This window comes from Streptomyces sparsogenes subsp. cuspidosporus (genome assembly GCF_039532705.1).
Classification (GTDB): Bacteria; Actinomycetota; Actinomycetes; order Streptomycetales; family Streptomycetaceae; genus Streptomyces; species Streptomyces sparsogenes.
This window is the reverse complement of record NZ_BAAASD010000008.1, coordinates 110,575-134,193: the sequence shown is the minus strand read 5'-3', so window position 1 is coordinate 134,193 and position 23,619 is coordinate 110,575. Positions and strand designations below refer to the sequence as shown.

The window sequence follows — 23,619 nt, the reverse complement described above, 5'->3', positions numbered from 1 at the left end:
GCAGCCCCCGGCTCCGGACGAGCCTCCCTAGAATGTTGTTACCCGGGCACAGTTGTCAAATGGCAATGATCGCCCCACTTACTCCGCCTGTCCGCCGCCGTCCCGTCCGTACCAGTCGAGGCAGACCACCAGGGCGTCGTCGTCGAGCGGCGTGTCACCGCGGAAGCCCGCCAGTTCGCGCAGCACCGCCTGCGGCACCTGGGTCGGCGGCAGCAGCCTGGTGTTGCCCAGGGCGCGCACCAGCGCCCGCTCCGCGTAGCGCTCACCCGCCGGGGAGACCGTGTCGTACACCCCGTCGCTGCCGAACAGCAGCCGGTCGCCGGAGCGGACCGTGAAGTGCTCGGCGACGTAGACGGTGTCCTCGAACATGCCGAGCGGCAGCTGGGCGTCGAACTCGACGGGCTCGACGGCGCGGTCCCGCTGGCGCCACAGGCGGGGCGACCCGGCGTCCACGACCTCGACCTGCCCGGTGGCGAAGTGGAAGCGCAGCAGCAGCACGGACACGTAGGCCGCGCCCCGGTAATGGGCGTAGACCGCCTGGTCGGCCAGGCTCGCCTGGTCGGCGAGGTCCAGACCGGCGCGCCTGGCGTTGCGCAGGGCGTTGACGGCCAGATTGGTCAGCAGCGCCGCCTCGATGCCCTCGCCCATGCCGTTGGTGACGGTCAGGGTCAGATGGTCGGCCGAGGCGGTCCAGTCGAAGTTGTCGCCGAAGATGGCGTACGCCGGTTCGAGGTGGGCGCCGAGGGAGAACTCCGGGCGGGTGCAGGAATGCCCGGGCAGCAACTGCCACTGCATCTCGGCGGCCAGGGTCAGCCGGACGGCGCGCCGGGCCAACAGGTAGAGATCCGTGTCGCGTTCGGCGACCAGGATCTCGTGGCCGAGCGCCTCGCAGATCGACTGCAGGCCCGGGAGGGACGTCTCGGCGTAGCGGTCGGCCGGCAGCCGCACGGACAGGACGCCCATGCGGTCGCCGCGGATCGTCATCGGCAGATGCACGTCCACCATGCCCCGCGCGGTGTCCTCGATGACGCGCGGCTCCTGCGACCCGAACGCGCGGCCCTGCGGGCTGCCGTGGACGGGCACCGGCTCCGCGTCCTCGGCCCCGGACCCCACGATCTGGAGCGACCGCATGCCGTAGTCCGCCAGGCGCAGCTCGACCTGTTCGGCGCCGTGCTGCTCCGCCAGGGCGGTCGTGACGACATCGAGCAGGGCATGGGGTGCGGCTGTGCGCAGAGCCCGCTCGACCGTAGCAATATTGTCCACATCGTCCTGCTTCTCGAATGCGCCGGGACGGGCCGCCGCGATGATCGTCACGCGCATTCTATGCACCACGAGGACAACAATTGTCTTACGACAAATATTGCGATAAGAGAAGCGTGCGTGTGTGACGGGCCCCGTAGCCCGTGACGTCGATCAATTGATTGGATGGGCGGGTGTGGCCGCCGCCGGGAACCGTCCGGAGGGGGCCGAGAGCGGTCATCGAGGCTGGAGTGGTGTGTATGTCCGGTGGTTTCCAGGTCGACGCCGTTGCCGGGCAGGTGCTCGCGCTGCGCGGTGAGCTCGACCTCGAAGGCGCTCCCGTGCTGGAGCGGGCGGCGGGCGAGGCGCTGGCGGGGCAGGGCGACCGGCTGGTGCTCGACTGCCGCGAGGTGACCTTCTGCGACTCCAGCGGCCTCAATATGCTGCTGCGGCTCCACGGCCGGGCCGGACAGGCGGGGACCCGGCTGGTGCTCGCGGGCGTGCCGGAGGCCATGCGGCATGTGCTCAGGATCACGGAGACCGAGGGAGTGCTGACCCTGGCCGGCACGGTCGACGAGGCCCTTGCCCGGCCCGTCCCCTGACGGCCGCCCCGGGCTCTTTACCACACCCTCCTCGGGCCCGGCCGGAGTTGTCACCAGCACTTTCCGCCAGGTCCGTCTTTGCGGTGGCGGCCCTTCTCGCCGATAGTTGCTGGGCGGCAACTGTGGCAATATGACGCTCGGAGCGCCTGATCACTTCCGTGTCGACGGCTCACCGGACCCCGTGAGCGCGGGGCGCCCGAGGAGCGGACCGCTACTTGAGGGGCGGAGAACCATGGCAGCGAGTTCCGGCGCGGGAAGACGTACGACGCGTGCCGCGACGGCCCGGAGCACCGGATCGGTGGCGGAGCCGGAGCTGAGGCGGTTGCTGGCCGGACTCACGGCGGTCAGGGACGGTGACTTCGGCACCCGTCTTCCGGCCGACCACGAGGGGCTCCTGGGAGAGATCGCCGCCGTCTTCAACGGCATGGTGGACCAGCTGGCGCTGTTCACCTCCGAGGTGACCCGGGTGGCTCGCGAAGTGGGCACCGAGGGCCGGCTCGGCGGCCAGGCGGCGGTGCCCGGCGTGGACGGCACCTGGAAGGACCTGACGGACTCCGTCAACGCCATGGCGGGAAACCTGACCACACAGGTGAGGGACATCGCCCAGGTCGCCACCGCGGTGGCCAAGGGCGACCTGACGCAGAAGATCACGGTCGAGGCCCGGGGCGAGATCCACGAGCTGAAGGACACCATCAACACGATGGTCGACGAGCTGTCGGCGTTCGCGGACGAGGTGACCCGGGTGGCCCGCGAGGTGGGCACCGAGGGCCGGCTCGGCGGGCAGGCTCTGGTGCCCGGCGTCGGCGGCACCTGGCGGGACCTGACGGACTCGGTCAACTTCATGGCCGGAAACCTCACCGCCCAGGTGCGCTCGATCGCCCGCGTGGCCACCGCCGTGGCCCAGGGCGACCTCACCAGCAAGATCGACGTGGACGCCCGCGGCGAGGTGCTGGCGCTCAAGACCACCATCAACACCATGGTCGACCAGCTGTCGGCGTTCGCGGACGAGGTCACCCGGGTCGCCCGCGAGGTCGGCACCGAGGGAAACCTCGGCGGCCAGGCCACCGTCCGGGGTGTCTCCGGCACCTGGAAGGACCTGACCGACAACGTCAACGTCATGGCGTCCAACCTCACCAGCCAGGTGCGGTCCATCTCCCAGGTGGCGACCGCGGTGGCCCGGGGTGATCTGTCGCAGAAGATCACCGTCGAGGCCAAGGGCGAGGTGGCGGCGCTCGCCGGAGTGATCAACACGATGGTCGACCAGCTCTCGGCCTTCGCGGACGAGGTCACCCGGGTCGCCCGCGAGGTCGGCACCGAGGGCATGCTCGGCGGCCAGGCACAGGTGCCCCATGTGGCGGGCATCTGGAAGGACCTCACCGAGAACGTCAACTCCATGGCGAACAACCTGACCAATCAGGTGCGCAACATCGCCCAGGTCACCACGGCGGTGGCCCGCGGCGACCTCACGCGCAAGATCGACGTCGACGCGCGCGGCGAGATCCTGGAGCTGAAGACCACCATCAACACCATGGTCGACACGCTCTCCTCCTTCGCCGCCGAGGTGACCCGGGTGGCCCGCGAGGTGGGCAGCGAGGGCCGGCTCGGCGGGCAGGCCGAGGTCGAGGGCGTCCACGGCACCTGGAAGCGGCTGACCGAGAACGTCAACGAGCTGGCCGGAAACCTCACCCGCCAGGTGCGGGCCATCGCCGAGGTCACCAGCGCCGTGGCCGAGGGCGACCTCACCCGCTCCATCACGGTCGACGCCTCCGGCGAGGTCGCCGAGCTCAAGGACAACATCAACGCCATGGTGGAGTCCCTGCGCGAGACCACCCGCACCAACCAGGAACAGGACTGGCTCAAGACCAACCTGGCCCTCGTCTCCGGGCTGATGCAGGGCGGGCGCGAGCTGACGGCGGTCGCCGAGTCGGTCATGGACGAGCTGGTGCCGCTGGTCGGCGCCCAGTACGGCGGCTTCTACCTCGCCCGGGAGACACCGCGGGGCGTCGAGCTGCACCTGATCGGCTCCTACGGGATGCCCGCCGGGGACGAGGACCGGCCGGTGCGGTTCCGGCTCGGCGAGTCGCTCGTCGGGCAGGCGGCCCGCAGCCGCCGCACCATCGCCATCGACGAACTCCCGCCCGGCTACGTCACCGTCTCCTCCGGCCTCGGCTCGGCCGAGGCGTCCAGCCTGATCGTGCTGCCCATCGCGGTCGAGGACCAGGTCCTCGGCGTCATCGAGGTGGCCTCGGTGACCCGCTTCACCCCCGTCCACCGGGACTTCCTGCAACAGCTCACGGAGACGATCGGCGTCAACATCAACACCATCGTCGCCAACGCCAGGACCGACGAGCTGCTGGAGGAGTCCCAGCGGCTGACCGCGGAACTCCAGGCGCGCTCGGAAGAGCTGCAGGCACGGCAGGACGAACTCCAGCGGTCCAACGCCGAACTGGAGGAGAAGGCCACGCTCCTGGCGTCGCGGAACCGCGACATCGAGACCAAGACCCGGGAGGTGGAACAGGCCCGCCAGGAGCTGGAGGAGCGGGCCCGGCAGCTGACCCTCGCGTCCAAGTACAAGTCGGAGTTCCTGGCCAACATGAGCCATGAGCTGCGCACCCCCCTCAACAGCCTGCTGATCCTCGCCCAGCTCCTGGCGCAGAACCCGACCCGGAACCTCACCCCCAAGCAGGTGGAGTACGCGAGCGTCATCCACTCCGCCGGGTCCGACCTGCTCCAGCTGATCGACGACATCCTCGACCTGTCCAAGGTCGAGGCGGGCAAGATGGACATCCACCCCGAGCGGGTGCCGCTGCGGCGTCTGCTCGACTACGTCGAGGCCACCTTCAGGCCCCTGACGGCCCAGAAGGGCCTGGACTTCCACATCAGCGTCTCGCCCGCCGTCCCCGAGGAACTGGTCACGGACGACATCCGGATGCGCCAGGTCCTGCGCAACCTGCTGTCCAACGCGGTCAAGTTCACCGAGACCGGCGCGGTCGAGCTGCGCATCGCGCCCGCCGCCGAGGATCTGCCCCGGGAGGTCCGCGAACACGGTCCCGCGATCGCCTTCCGGGTGGTGGACACCGGCATAGGGATCGCCGAGCACCAGCTCGAGGCCATCTTCGGGGCGTTCCAGCAGTCGGACGGCACCACCAGCCGCGCCTACGGCGGCACGGGCCTCGGCCTGTCCATCAGCAGGGAGATCGCCCGCCTGCTGGGCGGCGCGATACACGCCGCGAGCACCCTCGGCGAGGGCAGCACCTTCAGCTTCTACCTGCCCATCGCACGGAAGGCCACCCCCGGCGCCGCCACGCCGCCCGCCCTGGAGGCGCCGCAGGCCGGCCAGGAGGAACCCCCGGCCGCCGACCAGCCCGCGCGGCGCGGTCTGCTCGTGGTCGAGGAACGGCCGCGCGGCCTGCTGTCGCTGCTGGCCGAGAGCGTCGTCGACGGGTCGGCGGACCGCGACCGGGACGGGGGAGCGCCCGTCCCGGTGCGGCTGCGCACGGCCCTGGGCCCGCAGGAAGCCGCCGCGGCCCTCGCCGCCGAGCCCTGCCACTGCGTGGTCCTGGACCTCGACATGCCCGACCAGGTCGGCCTGCGGTTCCTCGAGGAACTGGGCCGGATCCCGGCCGCGGAAGGGATCCCGGTGCTCGCCCACCACACGGGGCCGCTGGACCCCCACTGGGAGCGGCAGCTCGCACAGTGGTCCGCGGGCAGGCCGTGGGAGCTGCTGCCGAGCCTGGACGAGCTGCGCCGGCGCATCGCGGCCCATGTGACCCCCGACGCCCGGCCCCCGGCCCGGCCCGCCGCCACGCCCGAGGTCCCGCAGGCCAGGACGGCGCCGGCGGACCCGCCGACCGACCTCGCCGGCCGGGTGGTCCTCGTCGTCGACGACGACACCCGCAACGTGTACGCGCTCACCGGCATCCTCGAACTGCACGGCATGCGCGTGCTGCACGCCGAGAACGGACGCGAGGGCCTGGAGACGCTGGCCCGGCACCCGGGCGTGGAACTGCTGCTGATGGATGTGATGATGCCCGAGATGGACGGCCACACCGCGACCGCGGCGATCCGTGCCATGCCCGAGTACGCCGACCTGCCGATCATCGCGGTGACCGCGAAGGCCATGGCGGGCGACCGGGAGAAGGCGCTGGCCGCCGGGGCCAACGACTACATCACCAAGCCGCTGGACGCCGACGCGCTCGTGAGCTGCATCCGCCGCTGGTTGAACCGGTGAGCGAGTGCGAGAAGCGCCTGGACGCGCTGGCGGCCACGGTGGCGCGGCTGCGCCGGGAGCTCACCGAGTCACAGGAGGCGGCCGAGACGCGGGCCCTGGTCGGCATCGCCACCGGCATTCTGGTCGAGCGCGGCCACGGCGGCCCGACGGAGGCCGCCCACCATCTGGAGGAGCTGGCGGAGACCGCCGGGCTGCCGCTGCTGGAGCTGGCCGCGGACATCGTCAACGGGGCCGCCGGGGACGAGGTCGCCGCGGCTTTCTCCCGCCCCTCCACCTCCTCCGACGACGGCGGGCAGCACACCTCGCCCGCCGTGCTGCGGCTGCGGTCGGCCGAGGCCGGCTCCCTCACCGAGGACCCCCAGTCCGTGGTCGACACGCTCATCGAGCAGGTGCTCGCCCCGCTCGGGGCGAGCGCGGTGGCGCTGTGGACCGTGACCTCCGGCGGCGCCCTGGCGCTGGCGGGACACGCCGGTTTCCCCCGGGGCGAGGCGTCGCGTTGGCGCTATGTGCCGCCCGGCGTCGGCGTCCCCGCCCAGCGCGTGGTGACCGAGCGCCACCCCCAGTGGTTCGGTCAGATGCCGGCCGAGGTGCCGGGCATAGGGAAGCGCCACGGCAGCGACGGCGCCCGGGCCGTGCTTCCGGCCGAGCTGGCCGGCCGCATCCTCGGCGTGCTCGAGGTGTGCTGGCCCCACCCGCGGCCCCCGCTGCCCGCTCCGGTGGGCCGCCAGCTGAACGCGCTGGCCGACCTGTGCGCCCACACCCTGCCCGACTCCCAGGCCACCGCGGCCGGCCCCGCCGAGGACCCGGTGGTCCCGGAGAACGCCCTGATGGACCTCGCCGACGGCCTGCTCGACCCGGTGCTGGTGCTGCGGCCCCTGCTCGACGGGCACGACCACGTGGTCGACTTCGCCATCGCGTACGTCAACGAGCGCTTCGCCGACCCGGCCGGCCGGCCACGCTCCATGATCACGGGCATGCGGCTGCTGGAGGCGTACCCCCTCGCGGCCCGTGAAGGCGGGCTGTACGAACACGTCCTGCGGGTCCACGCCACCGGCGAACCGTTCCGCGCCGAGCGGACGGCCCTGACCGCCCTGGCCGACGACAGGTCCATCACCGGGATCGCCACCGTCGGCATCGGCCGGTACGGCGACGCGGTGCTGCTCAGCTGGCGGCTGGAGAACGAGGCCGCCCGGCTCGCCGCCCTGCTGGAACACGTCCAGCGCCTCGGCCGCATCGGCGGCTTCCAGCAGGACGTGATCAGCGGGGAGATCCTCTGGGACAGCCAGCTCTTCTCGCTCTTCGGCCGCCCGCCCACCGCCGCCCCCGTGCCCCTGGAGCGGCTGGCCGAACACGCGCACCCGGACGACTCGGTGGCCATCGGGCGGTTCCTGCGCACCCTGCTCCACCACCGCCACTCCGCGTCCACGGCCTTCCGGCTCCGCCGTACCGACGGGGCGATGCGCCACATGCGCGTCGTCGCCGAGCCGGTGGCCGACCCGGCCGGCCGGCTGCTCGCGGTGCGCGGGGCGTACCAGGACTTCTCGACCCAGCACTGGACGGAAGTGGCCCTCGCGGCCACCCGCGACAAGCTCGCCGACACCGAGCAGCAGGCCGAGGAACGCAACCGCCTGGCCCTCCAGCTCCAGCGGGCCATCATGCCCTCGTCCCCCGCCCCGGTCGACATCACCGGGCTGCACGTGGCGGTGCGCTACCGCCCGGCCGAGGAGGGGCACCTGGTGGGCGGCGACTGGTACGACGCCGTGGTCCTGCCCGGCAAGAAGGTGCTGCTCGCGGTCGGCGACGTGGCCGGACACGGCATCGAGGCGGCCACCGGCATGGTGGTCCTGCGCAACGCGCTGCGCGGGCTGGCCGCCACCGGCTGCGGCCCGGCCCAACTGCTGGGCTGGCTCAACAGCGTCGCCCACCACCTCACCGAGCAGGTGACGGCCACCGTGGTCTGCGGCATCTACGACCCGGTGACGCAGACGCTGCGGTGGGCGCGGGCCGGCCACCCGCCACCCGTGCTGATCCGCGACGGGGAGGCCACCGCCCTCCCGCTGCCGGGCGGCATCCTGCTCGGCGCCGTCGCGGAGGCCCGCTACGAGGAACACCGGATCGACCTGTCGTCCGGGGACCGGCTGATGATGTACACCGACGGGCTGATCGAGCGGCGGGACACCTCCGTGGAGAAGTCGCTCGAACAACTGCTGGCCATCGCCGGCGCGGCCCCGCCGGAGCTCGGGGAACACCTCGACCTCCTGCTGACGCACGCGCGGTCCGACACCGACGACGACACCTGTCTGATCGGGATCGACGTGAACTGACCCCGCGAGCCCGCGCCTCAGCGAGCGGTGAGCAGTCCGGCGCGCAGGCGGGCGATGGTCCGGCTCAGCAGGCGCGAGACATGCATCTGGGAGACGCCGAGCCGCTCGCCGATCTGCGCCTGGGTGAGCTCGTCGACGAACCGCATGTGGAGCAGCCGGCGGTCCCGCTCGTCGAGTTCGGCGATCAGCGGTGCCAGGGCGTGGTAGTTCTCCACGAGTTCCATGGCGGGGTCGTCGGCGCCGATGAAGTCGGCCAGCACGGCCTCCCCGTCCTGGTCGTCGCCGTTCAAGGTGGCGTCCAGGGAGGCGGTGCTCTTGCCGTTCGACGCTATCCGCGCCTCGATGACCTCCTCCTCGGACAGGTCCATCAGCGCCGCCAGCTCGCTCACCGTGGGGGTCCGCCCGAGGCGCGAGCTGAGTTCGTCCGTCGCCTTCATGAGCTCGGCGCGGGCCTCCTGGAGCCGCCGCGGCACATGGACCGCCCAGGTCGAATCCCGGAAGAACCGCTTGATCTCGCCCACGATGTAGGGCACCGCGAAGGTGGTGAACTCCACCTCGCGGGACAGGTCGAAGCGGTCGATCGCCTTGATCAGACCGATCATGCCGACCTGGACGATGTCCTCCATCTCGTCGCCGTGGCCGCGGAAGCGCCGCGCGGCGAAGCGGACCAGCGACATGTTCATCTCGATGAGGGTGTTGCGCACGTAGGCGTATTCGTGCGTGCCCTCCTCGAGGCTGTTCAGCTGGTCGAAGAGGGACTTGGACAGGGCCCGGGCGTCCCTCGGCGCCACGCTCCGCGGTTCCACCCCGTGCGGCAATCCCGTCAGGCTGGTCGTGTCGTTCGCCGTGGTCATGGTCGCCGCGAGCACCGTCATAACCCCTCCCTGCTCTGGCCGGGCCGGTCGCCGATTGCTTATGAGGCGCTTCTGTCCCGTCATTCGCGGGTTATGCCTACGACTTCGCACATGATTCTGTGGATCCGTGTGTCCGGCACGCCGGGTGAGTGAGCGCCGCGTCACAGGGAAGCCGGAGAGGGAGGCGAAGGACCGCGCCGGAGGGAGGCCATGTGACCACCGTCGACAAACACATGTCGGTGCGCACCAGCCCGGGCACCGCTGCGGTGGCACGCGACGCCGTGCGGAAGCTGCTCAGTCGGCACCGGCCGGCGGTGAGCGCGGGGATCCTCAACGACGCGCTGCTGGTCACCTCCGAGCTGACCACCAACGCCCTGCGCCACGCAGGGGGGATCACCGTCTTCGGGTGCGTGATCCGGGGGGAGCGGCTGGAGATCACGGTGGAGGACGCCAGCGACGCCCTCCCCACCGCACGTCCGCCCGACGACCCGGCCATGCCGGGCGGCCACGGCTGGCCCATGGTGTGCAGGCTGGCCGTCGAGGTGACCGTGAGCGCGCTGCCCGGCGGCGGCAAGCGTATACGGGCGCTCCTGCCACTGAGCTGACCCGCGCCCCAGGTGAGCGGCGGAGACCGGCGCCGCCGGGGGAGCGCCGTCCACCCGCGAGTTAACGCGGCGGAAACGCCGCGGAACTAGGGTCCGCACCAGGGTCTGTCGGGAGCAGGGGGCGCCCCTGCTCCCGACAGACCCCAGGCGCCGCGAGCGGGCGCCCCCTTCGAGGACGGGCCCCGGGGGGAGGGGACGAGTGTGAGGTGGGAAGCGTGCGACTGACCCCGCACGAGCAGGAACGCCTGCTCATCCATGTGGCGGCCGACGTGGCGGAGAAGCGGCGGGCCCGCGGCGTGCTGCTCAACCACCCCGAGGCCGTGGCGCTGATCACCGCGCACATCCTGGAGGGCGCCCGCGACGGCCGCACCGTCGGCGAACTCATGTCCTCGGGCCGCGAGGTGCTCACCCGCGACGAGGTCATGGAGGGGATCCCGGAGATGATCCACGACGTCCAGGTCGAGGCCACCTTCCCGGACGGCACCAAACTCGTCACCGTCCACCAGCCCATAGCCTGACGGAGGGGCGTCCGCCGTGATTCCCGGGGAGATCCTGCACGCCGAGGAGCCGGTCCGCCTCAACGAGGGCCGGCCCGTCACCCGTCTCACCGTGCTCAACGCCGCCGACCGGCCCGTCCAGGTCGGCTCCCACTACCACTTCGCCGAGGCGAACCCCGGCCTCGACTTCGACCGCGTCGCCGCCCGCGGCAAGCGCCTGGACATCGCCGCCGGCACCGCCGTGCGCTTCGAGCCCGGCATCCCCGTCGAGGTCGGCCTGGTCCCGATCGCGGGGGAGCGGATCGTGCCGGGGCTGCGCGGCGAGACGGGAGGCCCCCTCGATGACTGAGCTCGACCGCGCCGCCTACGCGGACCTCTTCGGCCCCACCGTCGGCGACCGCATACGGCTCGCCGACACCGACCTCCTCGTGGAGATCGAGGAGGACCGCGCGGGCGGTCCCGGACGCGCCGGGGACGAAGCGGTCTTCGGCGGCGGCAAGGTGATCCGCGAGTCCATGGGCCAGTCCCGGGCCACCCGCGCCGAAGGCACCCCCGACACCGTGATCACCGGCGCGGTGATCCTGGACCACTGGGGGATCGTCAAGGCCGACGTCGGCCTGCGGGACGGGCGGATCACCGGCATCGGCAAGGCCGGGAACCCCGACACCATGGACGGAGTCCACCCCGACCTCGTCATCGGCCCGGAGACCGAGGTCATCGCGGGCAACGGCCGGATCCTCACCGCCGGGGCCATCGACGCCCACGTCCACTTCATCTCCCCGACCGTCGTCGAGGAGGCGCTGGCCGCGGGCATCACCACCCTGGTCGGCGGCGGCACCGGACCCGCCGAGGGCACCAAGGCGACCACCATCACCCCGGGCCCCTGGCACCTTGCCCGGATGTTCGAGGCGCTGGAGGCCTACCCCGTCAACATCGGCCTGCTCGGCAAGGGCAACACCGTCTCCCGCGAGGCGATGCGCTCCCAACTGCGCGGCGGCGCCCTCGGATTCAAGATCCACGAGGACTGGGGGGCCACCCCCGCCGCCATCGACGCGTGTCTGGATGTGTGCGAGGAGAGCGGCGCCCAGCTCGCCATCCACACCGACACCCTCAACGAGGCGGGTTTCGTCGGCGACACCCTCGCCGCCATCGCCGGGCGCTCCATCCACGCCTACCACACCGAGGGCGCCGGCGGCGGACACGCCCCGGACATCATCACCGTGGTCTCCCAGCCGAACGTGCTGCCCAGCTCCACCAACCCGACCCGGCCGCACACCGTCAACACCGTCGAGGAACACCTCGACATGCTGATGGTCTGCCACCATCTGAACCCCGCCGTCCCCGAGGACCTCGCCTTCGCCGAGTCCCGCATCCGGCCGACCACCATCGCGGCCGAGGACATCCTGCACGACCTCGGCGCCATCTCCATCATCTCCTCCGACTCCCAGGCCATGGGCCGGGTCGGCGAGGTCGTGCTGCGCACCTGGCAGACCGCCCACGTCATGAAGCGCCGCCGCGGGGCCCTGCCCGGCGACGGCCGGGCCGACAACCACCGGGCACGCCGCTACGTCGCCAAGTACACCATCAATCCGGCCGTCGCCCAGGGCCTGGACGGGGAGATCGGCTCCGTGGAGACCGGAAAGCTCGCCGACCTGGTGCTGTGGGACCCGGCGTTCTTCGGCGTCAAGCCGGAACTGGTCCTCAAGGGCGGCCAGATCGCGTACGCCCAGATGGGCGACGCCAACGCCTCCATCCCCACGCCCCAGCCGGTGCTGCCCCGCCCCATGTTCGGCGCCCTCGGCCGCGCCCCGGCCGGGAACTCGCTCAACTTCGTCACCCGGACCGCGCTCGACAACGGTCTGGTGGAGCGGCTGGGTCTCGGCAAGCGGTTCGCCCCCATCCGCGGCACGCGCGGCGTCACCAAGGCCGACATGCGGGAGAACGACGCCCGCCCGCGCGTCGAGGTCGACCCCGACACCTTCACGGTGACCATCGACGGCGAGCCGGTCGAACCGGCCCCGGCCGTGGAACTGCCCATGGCCCAGCGCTACTTCCTTTTCTGACCTCTTCTGGCGTTATCTGACCCTCTTCTGACCTCTTCTGGGGGTGACCATGCCGACGACACCCGGGAACCCCGCCGCGCGGGCGGCCCTGCTCGTCCTCGCCGACGGCCGGTTCCCCGCCGGGGGGCACGCGCACTCCGGGGGCACCGAGGCCGCGGTCGAGGCCGGCCGGATCCGGGACGCGGCAACCCTGGAGGAGTTCTGCCGGGGCCGGCTGCACACCGCCGGGCTCACGGCCGCCGGGCTCGCCGCCGCGGCCGCCGCCGGGCTCGACCCGCTCGCGCTCGACGAGGCCGCCGACGCCCGTACCCCGTCCCCCGCCCTGCGCGCCACCGCGCGGCGGCTCGGCCGCCAGATGATGCGCGCCGCACGGGCCACCTGGCCCGGCCCCGGGCTCGACGCCCGCGCCGCCGCCCGGCCGCGCGGCGCCCACCAGCCGGTCGTCCTCGGCCTCCCCGCCCGCGCCGCCGGGGCCGGCCCGCCGGACGCCGCGCACATCGCCGCGTACGAGTCGGTCAGCGGGCCCGCGACCGCCGCCGTACGGCTGCTGAGCCTGGACCCGTACGACGCCACCGCCGTACTCGCCCGCCTCGTCCCCGACATCGACCAGGTCGCGGCGCGGGCCGCCGAGGCCGCCCGGCGGGCCCTCGACGAGGGCCCGGACGCGCTGCCCGCCGCCTCGGCGCCGCTGCTCGACATCACCGCCGAGGCGCACGCGGCCTGGCCCGTACGCCTCTTCGCGTCCTGAGCGCCGCGGCGACGCGCCCGGCCCCGGCCCCCGCCCCCGCCCCCGCCCCCCGTTCCCGAGCCCCGCCCCGAACCGCGCCCCCGACTCCCGGAGCCGTCATGCACCTCGACCCCCACGACCCCCTCGAGCCCCACGACCACGCGGGCACCTACCCCCGGCGCCACACCTACGGCGCCGCCGGCCCCCGCCGCCCCGACGGCACCCGCCGCGCCCTGCGCGTCGGCCTCGGCGGCCCCGTCGGATCCGGGAAGACCGCGACCGTCGCCGCGCTGTGCCGCGCGCTGCGCGACGAGCTGTCCATCGCCGTGGTCACCAACGACATCTACACCCGCGAGGACGCCGAGTTCCTGCTGCGCCACGCCGTCCTGCCCGCGGAGCGCATCACGGCGGTCGAGACCGGTGCCTGCCCGCACACCGCGATCCGCGACGACATCTCGGCCAACCTCGAAGCGGTCGAGGACCTCGAGGACTCCGTCGGCCCGCTCGATCTCGTCCTCGTCGAATCCGGCGGCGACAACCTCACCGCCACCTTCTCCAAGGGCCTGGCCGACGCGCAGATCTTCGTCATCGACGTGGCGGGCGGCGACGACATCCCGCGCAAGGGCGGCCCCGGGGTGACCACCGCCGACCTCCTGGTCGTCAACAAGACCGACCTCGCGCCGTACGTCGGCTCCGACCTGGACCGGATGGCCCACGACGCGCGGGCCCAACGCGGCGACCTGCCCGTCGCCTTCACCTCCCTGGTCGCCGAGGACGGCGTGGCGCCCATCGCGGACTGGGTGCGCGAGCGCCTCGCGGCCTGGACGGCGGCCCCCGCGTGACCCGTCCCCCCGGCCGCGCCCCCGCCGCGCCGCGCCCCTCCGTCCCGGCGTCGGGCGTACGCGCCACCGCGCGGATCACCGCCGAGGCGGACGGGCGCGGCGGCACCGCGCTGCCGGTGCTCGCCGGGGACGGGCCGCTGGCGCCGCGCCGGACCCGCGGCGCGGGGGCCACCGCGCGGGTCACCCTGGTGGGGGCCATGAGCGGGCCGCTCGGCGGCGACCGGATCGCCCTGGAGGTGGTGACCGGGCCCGGGGCGCGGCTGTGCGTCGGCTCGGCGGCGGCCACCCTCGCCCTGCCCGGCCGGTCGGCCGAACCCGCCCACTACGACATCCGGCTCACCGTCGGCGACGGCGCGACGCTGTGCTGGCTCCCCGAGCCGCTCATCTCCGCCCGCGGCAGCGACCTGAGGATGACCTGCCGTGTCGAACTCGCCCTCACCGCCCGCCTGCTGCTGCGCGAGGAGCAGGTCCTCGGCCGGTACGGCGAGCCGCCGGGCCGGCTGACGAGCCGTCTGACCGTGCGCCGCGCCGGGCGGCCCCTGCTGGACCAGGAGTTCGGCTACGGGCCCGGGGCGCCGGGGTGGGACGGCGGGGCGGTCCTCGGCGGGCACCGGGCGGCCGGTCAACTCCTCCTCGTCGACCCGGCCTTCGAGGACGAGTCCCCGCCCGCCCGGCCGCTCGGCGAGAGCGCGGTCCTCACCCCGCTCGCCGGCCCGGCCGCCCTGGTCACCGCCGTGGCCCCGGACGCGCTGCGGCTGCGGCGGCTGTTCGACGGGGTGGCCGGTGCCGAGGGGTTGCGCATGGCGGGATGTTCATGGGTTGACAAAGAAACCCCGGTTTGCCCTGTACCGACCGGTCGGTGAGGCGCGAGGATCCTCCTGACACTCGGTGATCACCGCCGCCCCGCGCGGCGCGACACAGCAGGGGGGATTACCTACGTGAGACGGACAGCAATGCTCGGCGCGGCCGGAAGCGTGCTCACCGGCGCGCTGGTAGCCGGAGCGCTGGCCACGCCCATGGCCAGCGCCAAGGGGAGGGTGCCGGGCGGCGCGGCGGAGGCGGCCGGCGTGCGGATCGCCGCGGCCAGGGCCGCCGAGGCGGGCATCGACTGGCAGGACTGCCCGGCCGACTGGGGCCTGGAGAAGCCCATCCAGTGCGGTTATGTGACCGTCCCGCTCGACTACGCCAAGCCCAACGGGCGCACCATCAAGCTCGCCGTGGACCGGATCGGCAACACCGGCGGCGCCGCCGAGCGCCAGGGCGCGCTGATCTACAACCCGGGCGGCCCCGGCGGCTCCGGTCTGAAGTTCCCGCGCCGGGTCACCACCAAGAACCCGCTGTGGACGAAGACCTCGAAGGCGTACGACTTCGTCGGCTTCGACCCGCGCGGCGTCGGCCACTCCACCGCCATCTCCTGTGTCGACCCGCAGGAGTACGTCAAGGCGCCCAAGGCGGACCCGGTACCCGACAGCGAGGCGGACAAGCGTGCCCAGCGCAAGCTGGCCAAGGAGTACGCGCAGGGCTGCAAGGAGCGCAGCGGCTGGATGCTGCCGTACCTGACGACGCCGAACACCGCGCGCGACATCGACGTCATCCGGGCCGCGCTCGGCGAGAAGAAGCTCAACTACCTCGGCGTGTCCTACGGCACCTACATCGGCGGGGTGTACGCGACGCTCTTCCCGACCCATGTGCGCCGCATGATCGTCGACAGCGTGGTCAACCCCTCGCGGGAGAAGATCTGGTACCAGGCCAACCTGGACCAGGACATCGCCTTCGAGACGCGCTGGAAGGACTGGACGGCGTGGGTGGCCAAGAACGACGCCACCTACCACATCGGCGACACCCAGGCGAAGGTCCAGAAGCAGTGGGAGACGCTGCGCGCGGCCGCCAAGAAGCACCCGATCGGCGGGGTGGTCGGCCCGGCCGAGCTGGTGGGCTTCTTCCAGAGCGCGCCGTACTACGACTCGTCGTGGGCCCCGGTGGCCGCGGTGTGGAGCGCCTACCTCGCCGGTGACGAGCAGCGGCTCGTCGAGGCCGCGGGACCGGACCTGTCCGACACCGCGGGCAACATCGCCTCCGAGAACGGCAACGCCGTCTACACGGCGGTGGAGTGCGTGGACGCCAAGTGGCCGAGCGACTGGCGGACCTGGGACCGGGACAACACCCGGCTGCACCGGGACTACCCGTTCATGACCTGGGCGAACGCCTGGATGAACCTGCCGTGTGCGACCTGGGGCGTCCCGCAGCGGACCCCGCTGGAGGTCGGCGCGTCCAAGGGCCTGCCCACGACGCTCATCGTGCAGAGCACGCGCGACGCCGCCACCCCGTACGACGGAGCCGTCGAGATGCACAAGCGGCTGAAGGGCTCGCGCCTGATCACGGAGAAGGACGCGGGCTCGCACGGGGTCACCGGCCTGGTGAACCCGTGCGTCAACGACCGGGTGGACGCCTACCTGCTCACGGGCGAGGTGGACGGCCAGGACGTGACGTGCGGCCCGCACGCCACGCCCGTCCCGGCCGCCGCCACGTAGCCGGACCGGACCGGCCGGGCCCCGTCCCGGGGGCGGAAACGCACCCCGGGACGGGGCCCGGTGCCGTCGGCGCGCTGTGGCGGCCCTCAGGCGGCGGCGGCCGTGCCGAACGCGGCGGCGAACGCGGCCCGCGTGGGGGAGTCCGCGCGCCGGTCGAGCACGGCGAACACGACGCGCTCGAAGCGTCCGGCGAAGCGCCCGGCGCCCGTCAGACGGTCGCGGAACGCGCCGGCCACCTCCGCCGGGTCGTTGCGGAACACCCCGCACCCCCAGGCGCCCAGCACCAGGCGGCGGTACCCGTGGGCGACGGCCACCTCCAGCACCCGCCCGGCGCGCGCGGCCAGCGCCTTGGGCACGGCGGCCACCAGCTCGGGCGTGCGCTGGGCGATCACCCCGGCGTTGGGCGCGGCCGAGGTCAGGAAGCCGACCTCGTACCAGTCGTCCAGCAGAGCGCCCCGGTCGTCGCGGAAGACCGGGACGCCGGGGGAGTGGATGACCCGATCGCTGTAGAAGGGGCTCGGGTCGGCCCGGTGGGCGGCGTAGAACTCCGGCGCGGCGCGCAGGCACGCGTACAGCGCCGAGGCCCGGCACAGCGCCTCCTCCTGCGCCTGCGCGCCGCCCAGATAGCCGCCGCCGGGGTTGCGGGCGGAGGCGAAGTTCAGCACGGCGACGGCCCCGCCGGCCCCCTCCGCCCGCTCGGCCTCGCGGGTCAGTCTGCGCGCGGCCTCCAGGCTGCTCTCCCCGGTCACCTCGAACCGCGTGGCGCGGTCCGCCGGACCCGCCTCGCGCTCGGCGCGGACCACCGGCCCGGGCCCATGGAGCCGGGTCGCCCCGACGGCCCGGGCGATCGGCCCCTCGAGGGACACCTGGTGTCCCCGGGGCGCCCGGTACCGCCCCTCGGCGACGATCCGTTCCGTCTCCTTGGCGATACCGCGCAACCGCGCACTCATCCGCGTACCTCCGCGCGTACCTGGGTCGTTCCGGCCCGAGGCTACGGGCCGGAACGATCACGGCGCGAGGGAATTACCGCCCGGCCCCGGCCAGCCACGCGTCCTCCGCGGCGTAGTCGAAGAGGTCCTGCGGCGGTCCGTACGCCTTCGCCATGAGGGGGAACGCCTCGCGCCAGTCCCGGCCGTCCGCCAGTTGACGGGCGATCCACTCCACCGTCTCCGGCAGCGATTCGGCGTAGCCGGTCACCGCCCGGTAGCCCAGCTCGCGCTCGGCCGCCGACATGTCGAACACCACCGGCCGGGGCGTGCTCCAGGGGGTGGTCCCCAGACCCGGGCGCGGCGGCTCGCCGTCGATCGTGATCAGCTCGCTGGTGGCGCCCATCGCCGCGTCCACCGCCGCCGCGATCTCCGCGACCGTCGGCGCCTGCGGGTCGCCCGCGTTGAGCACCCGTGAGCCGGGCTTGCCGGCGGCGAGCCGCACCAGCTCGGCCAGGTTGTCCACGTGGACCGGGTGGAAGCGGCCGGCACCCCCGTGGGCGAGGATCCGCACCGGCCGCCGGTCGAGCACCCGCTTGACGAAGTACGCCTCGCGCGGCAGAGGGCTGTACGGGCCGTGGATCGCCCCGGCCCGCAGCAGCGTCGTCGGCAGCCGGTCCCCGGCCTCCAGCAGCCGCAGCTCCAGCGCGCGCTTGGCCGTGCTGTGGGTGGCCTCGCTCGGCGGGACGGTCGGCTGCGACTCGGGGATGGGCACGGGGTAGTCCGGAAAGCCGTCCGGCCGGCCCTGGGTGTCGAAGTTACGGCCCCGGTCGTCCTGGTACACCATGCAGCTGGAGATCACCACCGCCGAGCCGATCCGGTCCGCGAGGCCGAGCAACTGGTCGGCGTGGCGCTCGCCGTAGGCCACGCAGTCCAGCAGCACATCACAGCCGTCCCCGAGAGCGGCCGCCAGCGCGGCGTCGTCCTCCCGGTCGACGGCCACCGTCCGTACGTCCTTCGGCCACCGCTCGTCCCGGCCGCCGCCGCGCGAGGCGGCCCGCACCTCCCATCCCTCCGCGGCGAGCGCGCGCACCGCCGCCCGCCCGATCTGTCCCGACGCCCCGATCACGAATGCGTTTCCCCTGGTCATGGCCGGACGCTACGGGCCCGCCCGGGGCCCGTGCCAGGCCCGTTCGCCCTGCGCTGATCTGCTCTGGGCAGAGCGACCCCAAGGCTCACCCCAAGGCTCCCCCCAAGGCTCAAAAGAGTTCGAAGAGACAAGGGAAATGAAAGAACCTGATCGGTTTCTGTGCTATTTCAATTCATGCTCCTGTCCATTACTGAGAAAAACGCATATTCGTCTCGACATCCGGGGAAAGCGCTAAGCTCCTGGGCTCATAGCGAGCTCTTCCCCGTCCCCACGGGCGCCTCGCACGCGTTTCCCCACCCTCTTTTCCTTGCCGTATCTAAGGACGCCCATGGTTTTTGCTGGCTCGTCAGCCGGAGGCCGGCGACCCGCCTCCGCGCTCTTATGGCTGATCCCTCCCGCCGCGACGGCGCTGACCGCGGCGCTGGCCATGACCCGGGTCCCGGCCGGGGCGCGGGCCGCGGCCGTCTGGTGCGGCCTGGCGGCGACGCTCGCGGTGGCCGTGGCGGCGGCGGAGGCGGTGCGCCGCGGGCGCGTCATCGCGGCCCTGCGCCTGAGGGCCGCCGAGCGGGAGGCCGCCCTGCGACAGCGCCTGGTCGACCAGGAGAGGGAGACCAGGCGGCTGGCCAAGGAGCTGCTCCCCGCCGCGGTGGCCCGGCTGCGGGCCGGTGCGGAGCCCGACCACGTGATGAAGGACATCGACCACTCGCCGTGCCTCGACCCGGACTTCGAGTCCGCGCACCGCTCGGTCCTGGAGGCGATGCTGCACACCGTGCGGGCCGAGGAGGACCTCAGGGAGGCCGCGGAGCAGGCCTTCGTCAACATCGCCCGCCGCGTGCAGGCCATCGTCAACCAGCAGGCCATGGACGTGCGGGACATGGAGGACAAGCACGGCGCCGACCCCGAGGTGTTCAGCGACCTGCTCCACCTCGACCACGGGAACGCGCTCATCGGCAGGATGGCCGACAGCATCGCCGTGCTCGGCGGCTCCCGCCCGGGCCGCCAGTGGCAGAACCCGATCCCGCTGTACAACGTCTGCCGCGGCGCCATGTCGCGGATCCTGGAGTACCAGCGGGTCGATCTCCACTCGGTGGCGGACGTCGGCATCGTCGGCCCCAGCGTCGAGCCGCTGATCCACGCCATGGCCGAACTGCTGGACAACGCCACCCGCTACTCCCCGCCGAAGACCCGGGTGCACCTGACCGCGGTCGAGGTCCAGTCCGGCGTCGCCATCGAGATCGAGGACGCCGGGGTCGGCCTGACCGAGGAGGCGCGCAGGCGCACCGACCTGGTGCTCGCCCACGCCCCGAGCGGCCTCGACCTCAAGGACCTGGGCGAGACACCACGCCTGGGGCTCGCGGTGGTCGGCCGGCTCGCCGCCAGATACCGGTTCCAGTTCTCGCTGCGCCCCTCGGCGTACGGCGGCGTCCGCGCGGTCCTGGTCATCCCGAAGGACATCACCTGCACCACCCCCGCGCCCGGCGGCATGATCGCCATCGCCGCCAAGCTGCCCCCGCCCAAGCCGGTGCGGCGCCCGACGCCCACCCCGGTGGCGGCCCGGACCGGCCCGGACGAGTTCGGCCGCGTCCCGCTGCCGCACAACACGGCCGGCCTCCCACAGCGGCGCCGCCGGATGCCCCAGGCCGCCCGGGGCCGGGCCGGCGCGAGCCCCGCTCAGCCGGGCCCCCCGGCCCCGGCCCCCACCCCGGCGGAGCCGCCCGTGCAGCCGGGACTGTGGCTGGCCCCGTTCTTCAACGGGATTTCCGGCGCGGCCGAGAACACCGAATCCGGCCGCCCGCCCCGTGATGACCCCTCGCACACCTCGAACGAGTCGGATAAGGGTGATTAGGAAAGTGACGCAACCGCGGTACAACATGGACTGGATGCTCCGGGACCTGATGAAAAGCGTTCCGCAGACCCGCCACGTGGTGCTCCTCTCCTCGGACGGCCTGTGCATGGCACGACTCGGCGCCGACGAGGAGACCGCCGACCGGCTCGCCGCCGCCTGCGCCGGGCTGCAGAGCCTGTCCGGGGCGATCGCCGCCGAATTCCCCGAGGGCGACGGGCGGATGAGACTGGTCGCCATCGAGGTCGGCGGCGGGTTCTTCTACCTGATGGCGGCGGGCGTCGGAGCGTATCTGGCGGTGCTGGCCGAGGCCGGCGTGGACGCCGGGCTCATGGGCCAGTGCATGAGGAGCCTGGTCGCCCGGCTCGGCGAGCACCTGAGCAGCCCACCCCGGGTCGACGGGCGGACGGCGTGAGCGAACCTCGGCGGCGCTGGGCCGAAGGCGTCCCCGACCGGCTGTACACCGTCACCGAGGACCGCGCGCCCACCACCGAGCGGGCGGACGTGGACCTGGTCACCCTGGTCGTGGCGCGGGCCGAGCCGGAGGCGGGGACCCGCCCCGAGTGCGCCGCCGTGCTGAAGATGTGCCAGTTCCCGCTGTCCGTCGCGGAGATCTCCGCGTATCTGGCCCTGCCCGTCTCCGCGGTCACCGTGGTGCTCGCCGAGCTGCTCCGGAACCACCAGGTGGAAACCCGGGCGCCGATCCCCGCCGCCGAGCTGCCCGACCCCGAACTCCTCCAGGCGGTGATGCATGGACTACAGAAGCTCTGAGGCGCTCCTCGGCCCCGAACCGCCCGCCGGACCGCGCGGCGAGGACGTCCTGCCGCCCTCGGTGAGCGCGGCCGTCAAGGTGGTGATCGTCGGGGGGTTCGGGGTCGGCAAGACGACCATGGTCGGCTCGGTGAGCGAGATCCGGCCGCTGACCACCGAGGAGACCATGACCCGGGCCGGGGTCGGCATCGACGACCTCGCCGGGGTGGAGGGCAAGACCGAGACCACCGTGGCGATGGACTTCGGCCGGATCAGCCTGAACGACCGGCTGGTGCTCTACCTCTTCGGCACGCCCGGCCAGGAGCGCTTCTGGTTCCTGTGGGACGGCCTGTTCGAGGGCGCCCTCGGCGCCGTCGTCCTCGTCGACACCCGGCGCCTCGAGGCCGGCTTCGATGTGATCGGCCGGCTGGAGGAGCGCGCCGTGCCCTTCGTCGTCGCCGTCAACGCCTTCCCCGACGCCCCCGTCCACCCCATGGCGCGGCTGCGCGCCGCGATGGACCTGCCCGACTCCGTACCCATGATCGACTGCGATGCCCGGGACCGCGGGTCCAGCCGCGACACCCTGCTGACCCTGGTCCGCTATCTGCGGTCCCTCATCGCCGTGCCCCCGGAGACCCCGTGACCCCTCCCTGTGACCATCCGGGCGCCGGCCCCGCGGCCGTGCCTCCCCCCGGATGCCCCGCCCACACCGCCACCCGCACCGACGCCCTCGCGGACGACCGCGCCGCCACCCGCACCGACGCCCTCGCGGACCTCTTCGGGCCCGAGCACGAAGCCGACCCGACGGGCTTCTACGAACGGCTGCGCGCCGAGCACGGCCCGGTCGCCCCCGTCCGGCTCGCCGGCGATCTGCCCGCCTGGCTGCTCCTGGGCTACCGGGAGAACCTGGAAGTGGCCCGCACCCCCTCCCGCTTCTCCCGCGACTCCCGCCACTGGGGCGACTGGCGGGAGGGCCGGGTCGCCCCCGACTCGCCGCTGCTGCCGGTGGTCGGCTGGCAGCCCATGTGCACCTTCGCCGACGGCGAGGAGCACGAGCGGCTGCGCACGGCCCTCACCCAGAGCATGAACCGCTTCGACCGGCGCGGGATCCGCCGCCACGTCACCCGCTTCACCCACCAGCTGGTCGGCGAGTTCGCCGCCGACGGGCACGCCGACCTGGTGACCGGATTCGCGCAGCGGCTGCCCATGCTGGTGCTCACCCATCTCCTCGGCATGCCCGACGAGGACGGACCGCGCCTGGTCGAGGCCAGCCGCGACCTGATCAAGGGCACCGAGACGGCCATCAGCAGCAACGAGTACGTCACCAGGACCCTGGAGAACCTGGTGGCGCGCAAGCGCGCCCAGCCCGGCGAGGACCTGGCCTCCTGGCTGCTGAGCCACCCCTCCGGGCTGACCGGGGAGGAGGTCGTCCAGCATCTGCGGCTCGTGCTGCTCACCGGCAACGAGACCACCACCAACCTGATGGCCAACACCCTGCGCACGGTGCTCACCGACCCGCGCTCCCGCGCCTCCCTGGCCGGCGGTCACATGACCCTGCCGGACGCCATCGAGCACGTGCTGTGGGACGAACCGCCGCTCGCCGTGATCCCCGGCCGCTGGGCCACCGGCGACACCGAGCTGGCCGGACGCCGGATCAGGGCCGGCGACATGCTGCTACTCGGCCTGGCCGCCGGAAACGTCGACCCCGCCATCCGCCCCGACATCGCCGCGCCCATGTACGGCAACCGCTCCCACCTGGCGTTCAGCGGCGGGCCCCACGAATGCCCCGGCCAGGACATCGGCCGCGCCATCACGGACACCGGCATCGACGCCCTGCTGCTGCGCCTGCCCGACCTGCGGCTCGCGGTCCCGGAGAGCGAGCTGAGGTGGACCGCCTCGTGGGTCTCCCGCCACCTCGTCTCCCTGCCCGCCGAGTTCACCCCGCGCCGGGGCGACTGGGACACCCTGGAGACCGAGCGGGGGCTGCTGGTACCGGACTTCCTGGACCGCATCGCGTCCGCGCAGGACCCCCTGGAGCCGCGCGCGGAGGTCACCGGGCCCGAGCCGCGGCCCGCCGCACGCCGGCCGTGGTGGCGGTCGCTGTGGCGCGCGCTCAGGCCCGGGCCACCACGACCCCCACGGTGAGCAGCCCGAGCACCACCCAGCCGAACCAGAGCCACCCATTGCTGCCGAGGGCCACCGAATAGGCGGTCACCAGGACCAGGCCCCCCACCGTGCACGCTGTCATCGCCTTCGCAGATCCGGGCATCCCCGCAACCTCCTCAGCCTCGGCGGCTCCACCCATGGTCTTACGGCAGCCGCCCCCGCCGCTAGAGCCCGTCCCTCCAAGAGGGGCGGCCGGCGGCGGGGGCGGCAGGGGCGGGCAGGCGGCTGGGGGGTGTCTTGTGGATCAGGCTGGATCAGCGAGCGGCGTC

At 73.3% G+C, this 23,619-nt stretch carries 21 protein-coding genes; 16 read left to right on the top strand and 5 right to left on the bottom strand.

Annotated features, from left to right (window positions below; all coding sequences use genetic code 11):
• Positions 1-78 precede the first annotated feature (78 nt).
• Positions 79-1,320, bottom strand: coding sequence for a PP2C family protein-serine/threonine phosphatase (locus ABFY07_RS13015; RefSeq protein ID WP_428836916.1), 1,242 nt, complete (start codon positions 1,318-1,320; stop codon positions 79-81).
• Between the two features lie 179 nt (positions 1,321-1,499).
• On the opposite strand from ABFY07_RS13015, the gene ABFY07_RS13010 reads away from it, so the two are divergent.
• From ABFY07_RS13010 to ABFY07_RS13000, 3 genes are all read left to right on the top strand, one after another.
• Positions 1,500-1,841: an STAS domain-containing protein gene (locus ABFY07_RS13010; protein WP_346174642.1), complete on the top strand. Its 342-nt coding sequence runs from the start codon at positions 1,500-1,502 to the stop codon at positions 1,839-1,841.
• 232 nt (positions 1,842-2,073) lie between these two features.
• Positions 2,074-6,072 carry a HAMP domain-containing protein gene (locus tag ABFY07_RS13005; RefSeq protein WP_346174641.1) on the top strand — a complete coding sequence of 1,333 codons (3,999 nt, stop codon included), beginning with the start codon at positions 2,074-2,076 and terminating at the stop codon, positions 6,070-6,072.
• On the top strand, positions 6,069-8,396 hold the full coding sequence (locus ABFY07_RS13000; protein ID WP_346174640.1) for a SpoIIE family protein phosphatase: 2,328 nt from the start codon (positions 6,069-6,071) through the stop codon (positions 8,394-8,396). Before ABFY07_RS13005 ends, ABFY07_RS13000 begins: the two co-directional genes overlap by 4 nt.
• Positions 8,397-8,413: 17 nt before the next feature.
• On the opposite strand, the gene ABFY07_RS12995 is transcribed toward ABFY07_RS13000, so the two are convergent.
• Entirely contained in the window at positions 8,414-9,271 is an 858-nt protein-coding gene (locus ABFY07_RS12995) for an RNA polymerase sigma factor SigF (RefSeq protein WP_428836915.1), read from the bottom strand.
• Between the two features lie 191 nt (positions 9,272-9,462).
• On the opposite strand from ABFY07_RS12995, the gene ABFY07_RS12990 reads away from it, so the two are divergent.
• The 8 genes from ABFY07_RS12990 to ABFY07_RS12955 all read left to right on the top strand — a co-directional run bounded on the left by ABFY07_RS12990 (position 9,463) and on the right by ABFY07_RS12955 (position 16,515).
• Positions 9,463-9,855 carry an ATP-binding protein gene (locus ABFY07_RS12990; RefSeq protein WP_346174639.1) on the top strand — a complete coding sequence of 131 codons (393 nt, stop codon included), beginning with the start codon at positions 9,463-9,465 and terminating at the stop codon, positions 9,853-9,855.
• 215 nt (positions 9,856-10,070) lie between these two features.
• On the top strand, positions 10,071-10,373 hold the full coding sequence (locus ABFY07_RS12985) for an urease subunit gamma (RefSeq protein ID WP_346174638.1): 303 nt from the start codon (positions 10,071-10,073) through the stop codon (positions 10,371-10,373).
• Between the two features lie 16 nt (positions 10,374-10,389).
• The gene (locus tag ABFY07_RS12980; protein ID WP_346174637.1) at positions 10,390-10,701 is read left to right on the top strand and encodes an urease subunit beta; all 312 of its coding nucleotides are present in this window, start codon (positions 10,390-10,392) and stop codon (positions 10,699-10,701) included.
• The gene (locus ABFY07_RS12975; RefSeq protein ID WP_346174636.1) at positions 10,694-12,415 is read left to right on the top strand and encodes an urease subunit alpha; all 1,722 of its coding nucleotides are present in this window, start codon (positions 10,694-10,696) and stop codon (positions 12,413-12,415) included. The genes ABFY07_RS12980 and ABFY07_RS12975 overlap by 8 nt, the downstream gene beginning before the upstream one ends.
• Before the next feature lie 49 nt (positions 12,416-12,464).
• Positions 12,465-13,163, top strand: coding sequence for an urease accessory protein UreF (locus tag ABFY07_RS12970; protein WP_346174635.1), 699 nt, complete (start codon positions 12,465-12,467; stop codon positions 13,161-13,163).
• Positions 13,164-13,261: 98 nt separating this feature from the next.
• Positions 13,262-13,984, top strand: coding sequence for an urease accessory protein UreG (ureG, locus tag ABFY07_RS12965; protein WP_346174634.1), 723 nt, complete (start codon positions 13,262-13,264; stop codon positions 13,982-13,984).
• Entirely contained in the window at positions 13,981-14,847 is an 867-nt protein-coding gene (locus tag ABFY07_RS12960; RefSeq protein ID WP_346174633.1) for an urease accessory protein UreD, read from the top strand. The genes ureG and ABFY07_RS12960 overlap by 4 nt, the downstream gene beginning before the upstream one ends.
• Positions 14,848-14,937: 90 nt before the next feature.
• Positions 14,938-16,515, top strand: a complete 1,578-nt coding sequence (locus ABFY07_RS12955) for an alpha/beta hydrolase (protein WP_346174751.1) — start codon at positions 14,938-14,940, stop codon at positions 16,513-16,515.
• Positions 16,516-16,601: 86 nt separating this feature from the next.
• Here the strand turns inward: ABFY07_RS12955 and ABFY07_RS12950 are convergent, their stop codons facing one another.
• Positions 16,602-17,465, bottom strand: coding sequence for a TIGR02452 family protein (locus ABFY07_RS12950; RefSeq protein ID WP_346174632.1), 864 nt, complete (start codon positions 17,463-17,465; stop codon positions 16,602-16,604).
• Between the two features lie 73 nt (positions 17,466-17,538).
• Positions 17,539-18,591: an NAD-dependent epimerase/dehydratase family protein gene (locus tag ABFY07_RS12945; RefSeq protein WP_346174631.1), complete on the bottom strand. Its 1,053-nt coding sequence runs from the start codon at positions 18,589-18,591 to the stop codon at positions 17,539-17,541.
• A gap of 328 nt (positions 18,592-18,919) precedes the next feature.
• Here ABFY07_RS12945 and ABFY07_RS12940 point away from each other — a divergent pair, with 328 nt between their 5' ends.
• From ABFY07_RS12940 to ABFY07_RS12920, 5 genes are read left to right on the top strand one after another with little or no spacing between them, the layout of a single operon-like run.
• Complete coding sequence (locus tag ABFY07_RS12940) at positions 18,920-20,437, top strand: ATP-binding protein (RefSeq protein ID WP_346174630.1); 1,518 nt, start codon at positions 18,920-18,922, stop codon at positions 20,435-20,437.
• A 4-nt stretch (positions 20,438-20,441) separates the two neighbouring features.
• Positions 20,442-20,849: a roadblock/LC7 domain-containing protein gene (locus tag ABFY07_RS12935; protein WP_346174629.1), complete on the top strand. Its 408-nt coding sequence runs from the start codon at positions 20,442-20,444 to the stop codon at positions 20,847-20,849.
• Positions 20,846-21,205 (top strand): DUF742 domain-containing protein, encoded by a 360-nt coding sequence (locus tag ABFY07_RS12930; protein WP_346174628.1) that lies wholly within the window; start codon positions 20,846-20,848, stop codon positions 21,203-21,205. The genes ABFY07_RS12935 and ABFY07_RS12930 overlap by 4 nt, the downstream gene beginning before the upstream one ends.
• Positions 21,186-21,827: a GTP-binding protein gene (locus ABFY07_RS12925; protein ID WP_346174627.1), complete on the top strand. Its 642-nt coding sequence runs from the start codon at positions 21,186-21,188 to the stop codon at positions 21,825-21,827. The genes ABFY07_RS12930 and ABFY07_RS12925 overlap by 20 nt, the downstream gene beginning before the upstream one ends.
• A complete protein-coding gene (locus ABFY07_RS12920) occupies positions 21,824-23,329 on the top strand; it encodes a cytochrome P450 (RefSeq protein WP_346174626.1) in 1,506 nt (501 codons plus the stop codon). Before ABFY07_RS12925 ends, ABFY07_RS12920 begins: the two co-directional genes overlap by 4 nt.
• On the opposite strand, the gene ABFY07_RS12915 is transcribed toward ABFY07_RS12920, so the two are convergent.
• A complete protein-coding gene (locus ABFY07_RS12915; RefSeq protein WP_043488071.1) occupies positions 23,298-23,453 on the bottom strand; it encodes a hypothetical protein in 156 nt (51 codons plus the stop codon). The two genes, ABFY07_RS12920 and ABFY07_RS12915, sit on opposite strands and share 32 nt — an antisense overlap.
• Between the last annotated feature and the right edge of the window lie 166 nt (positions 23,454-23,619).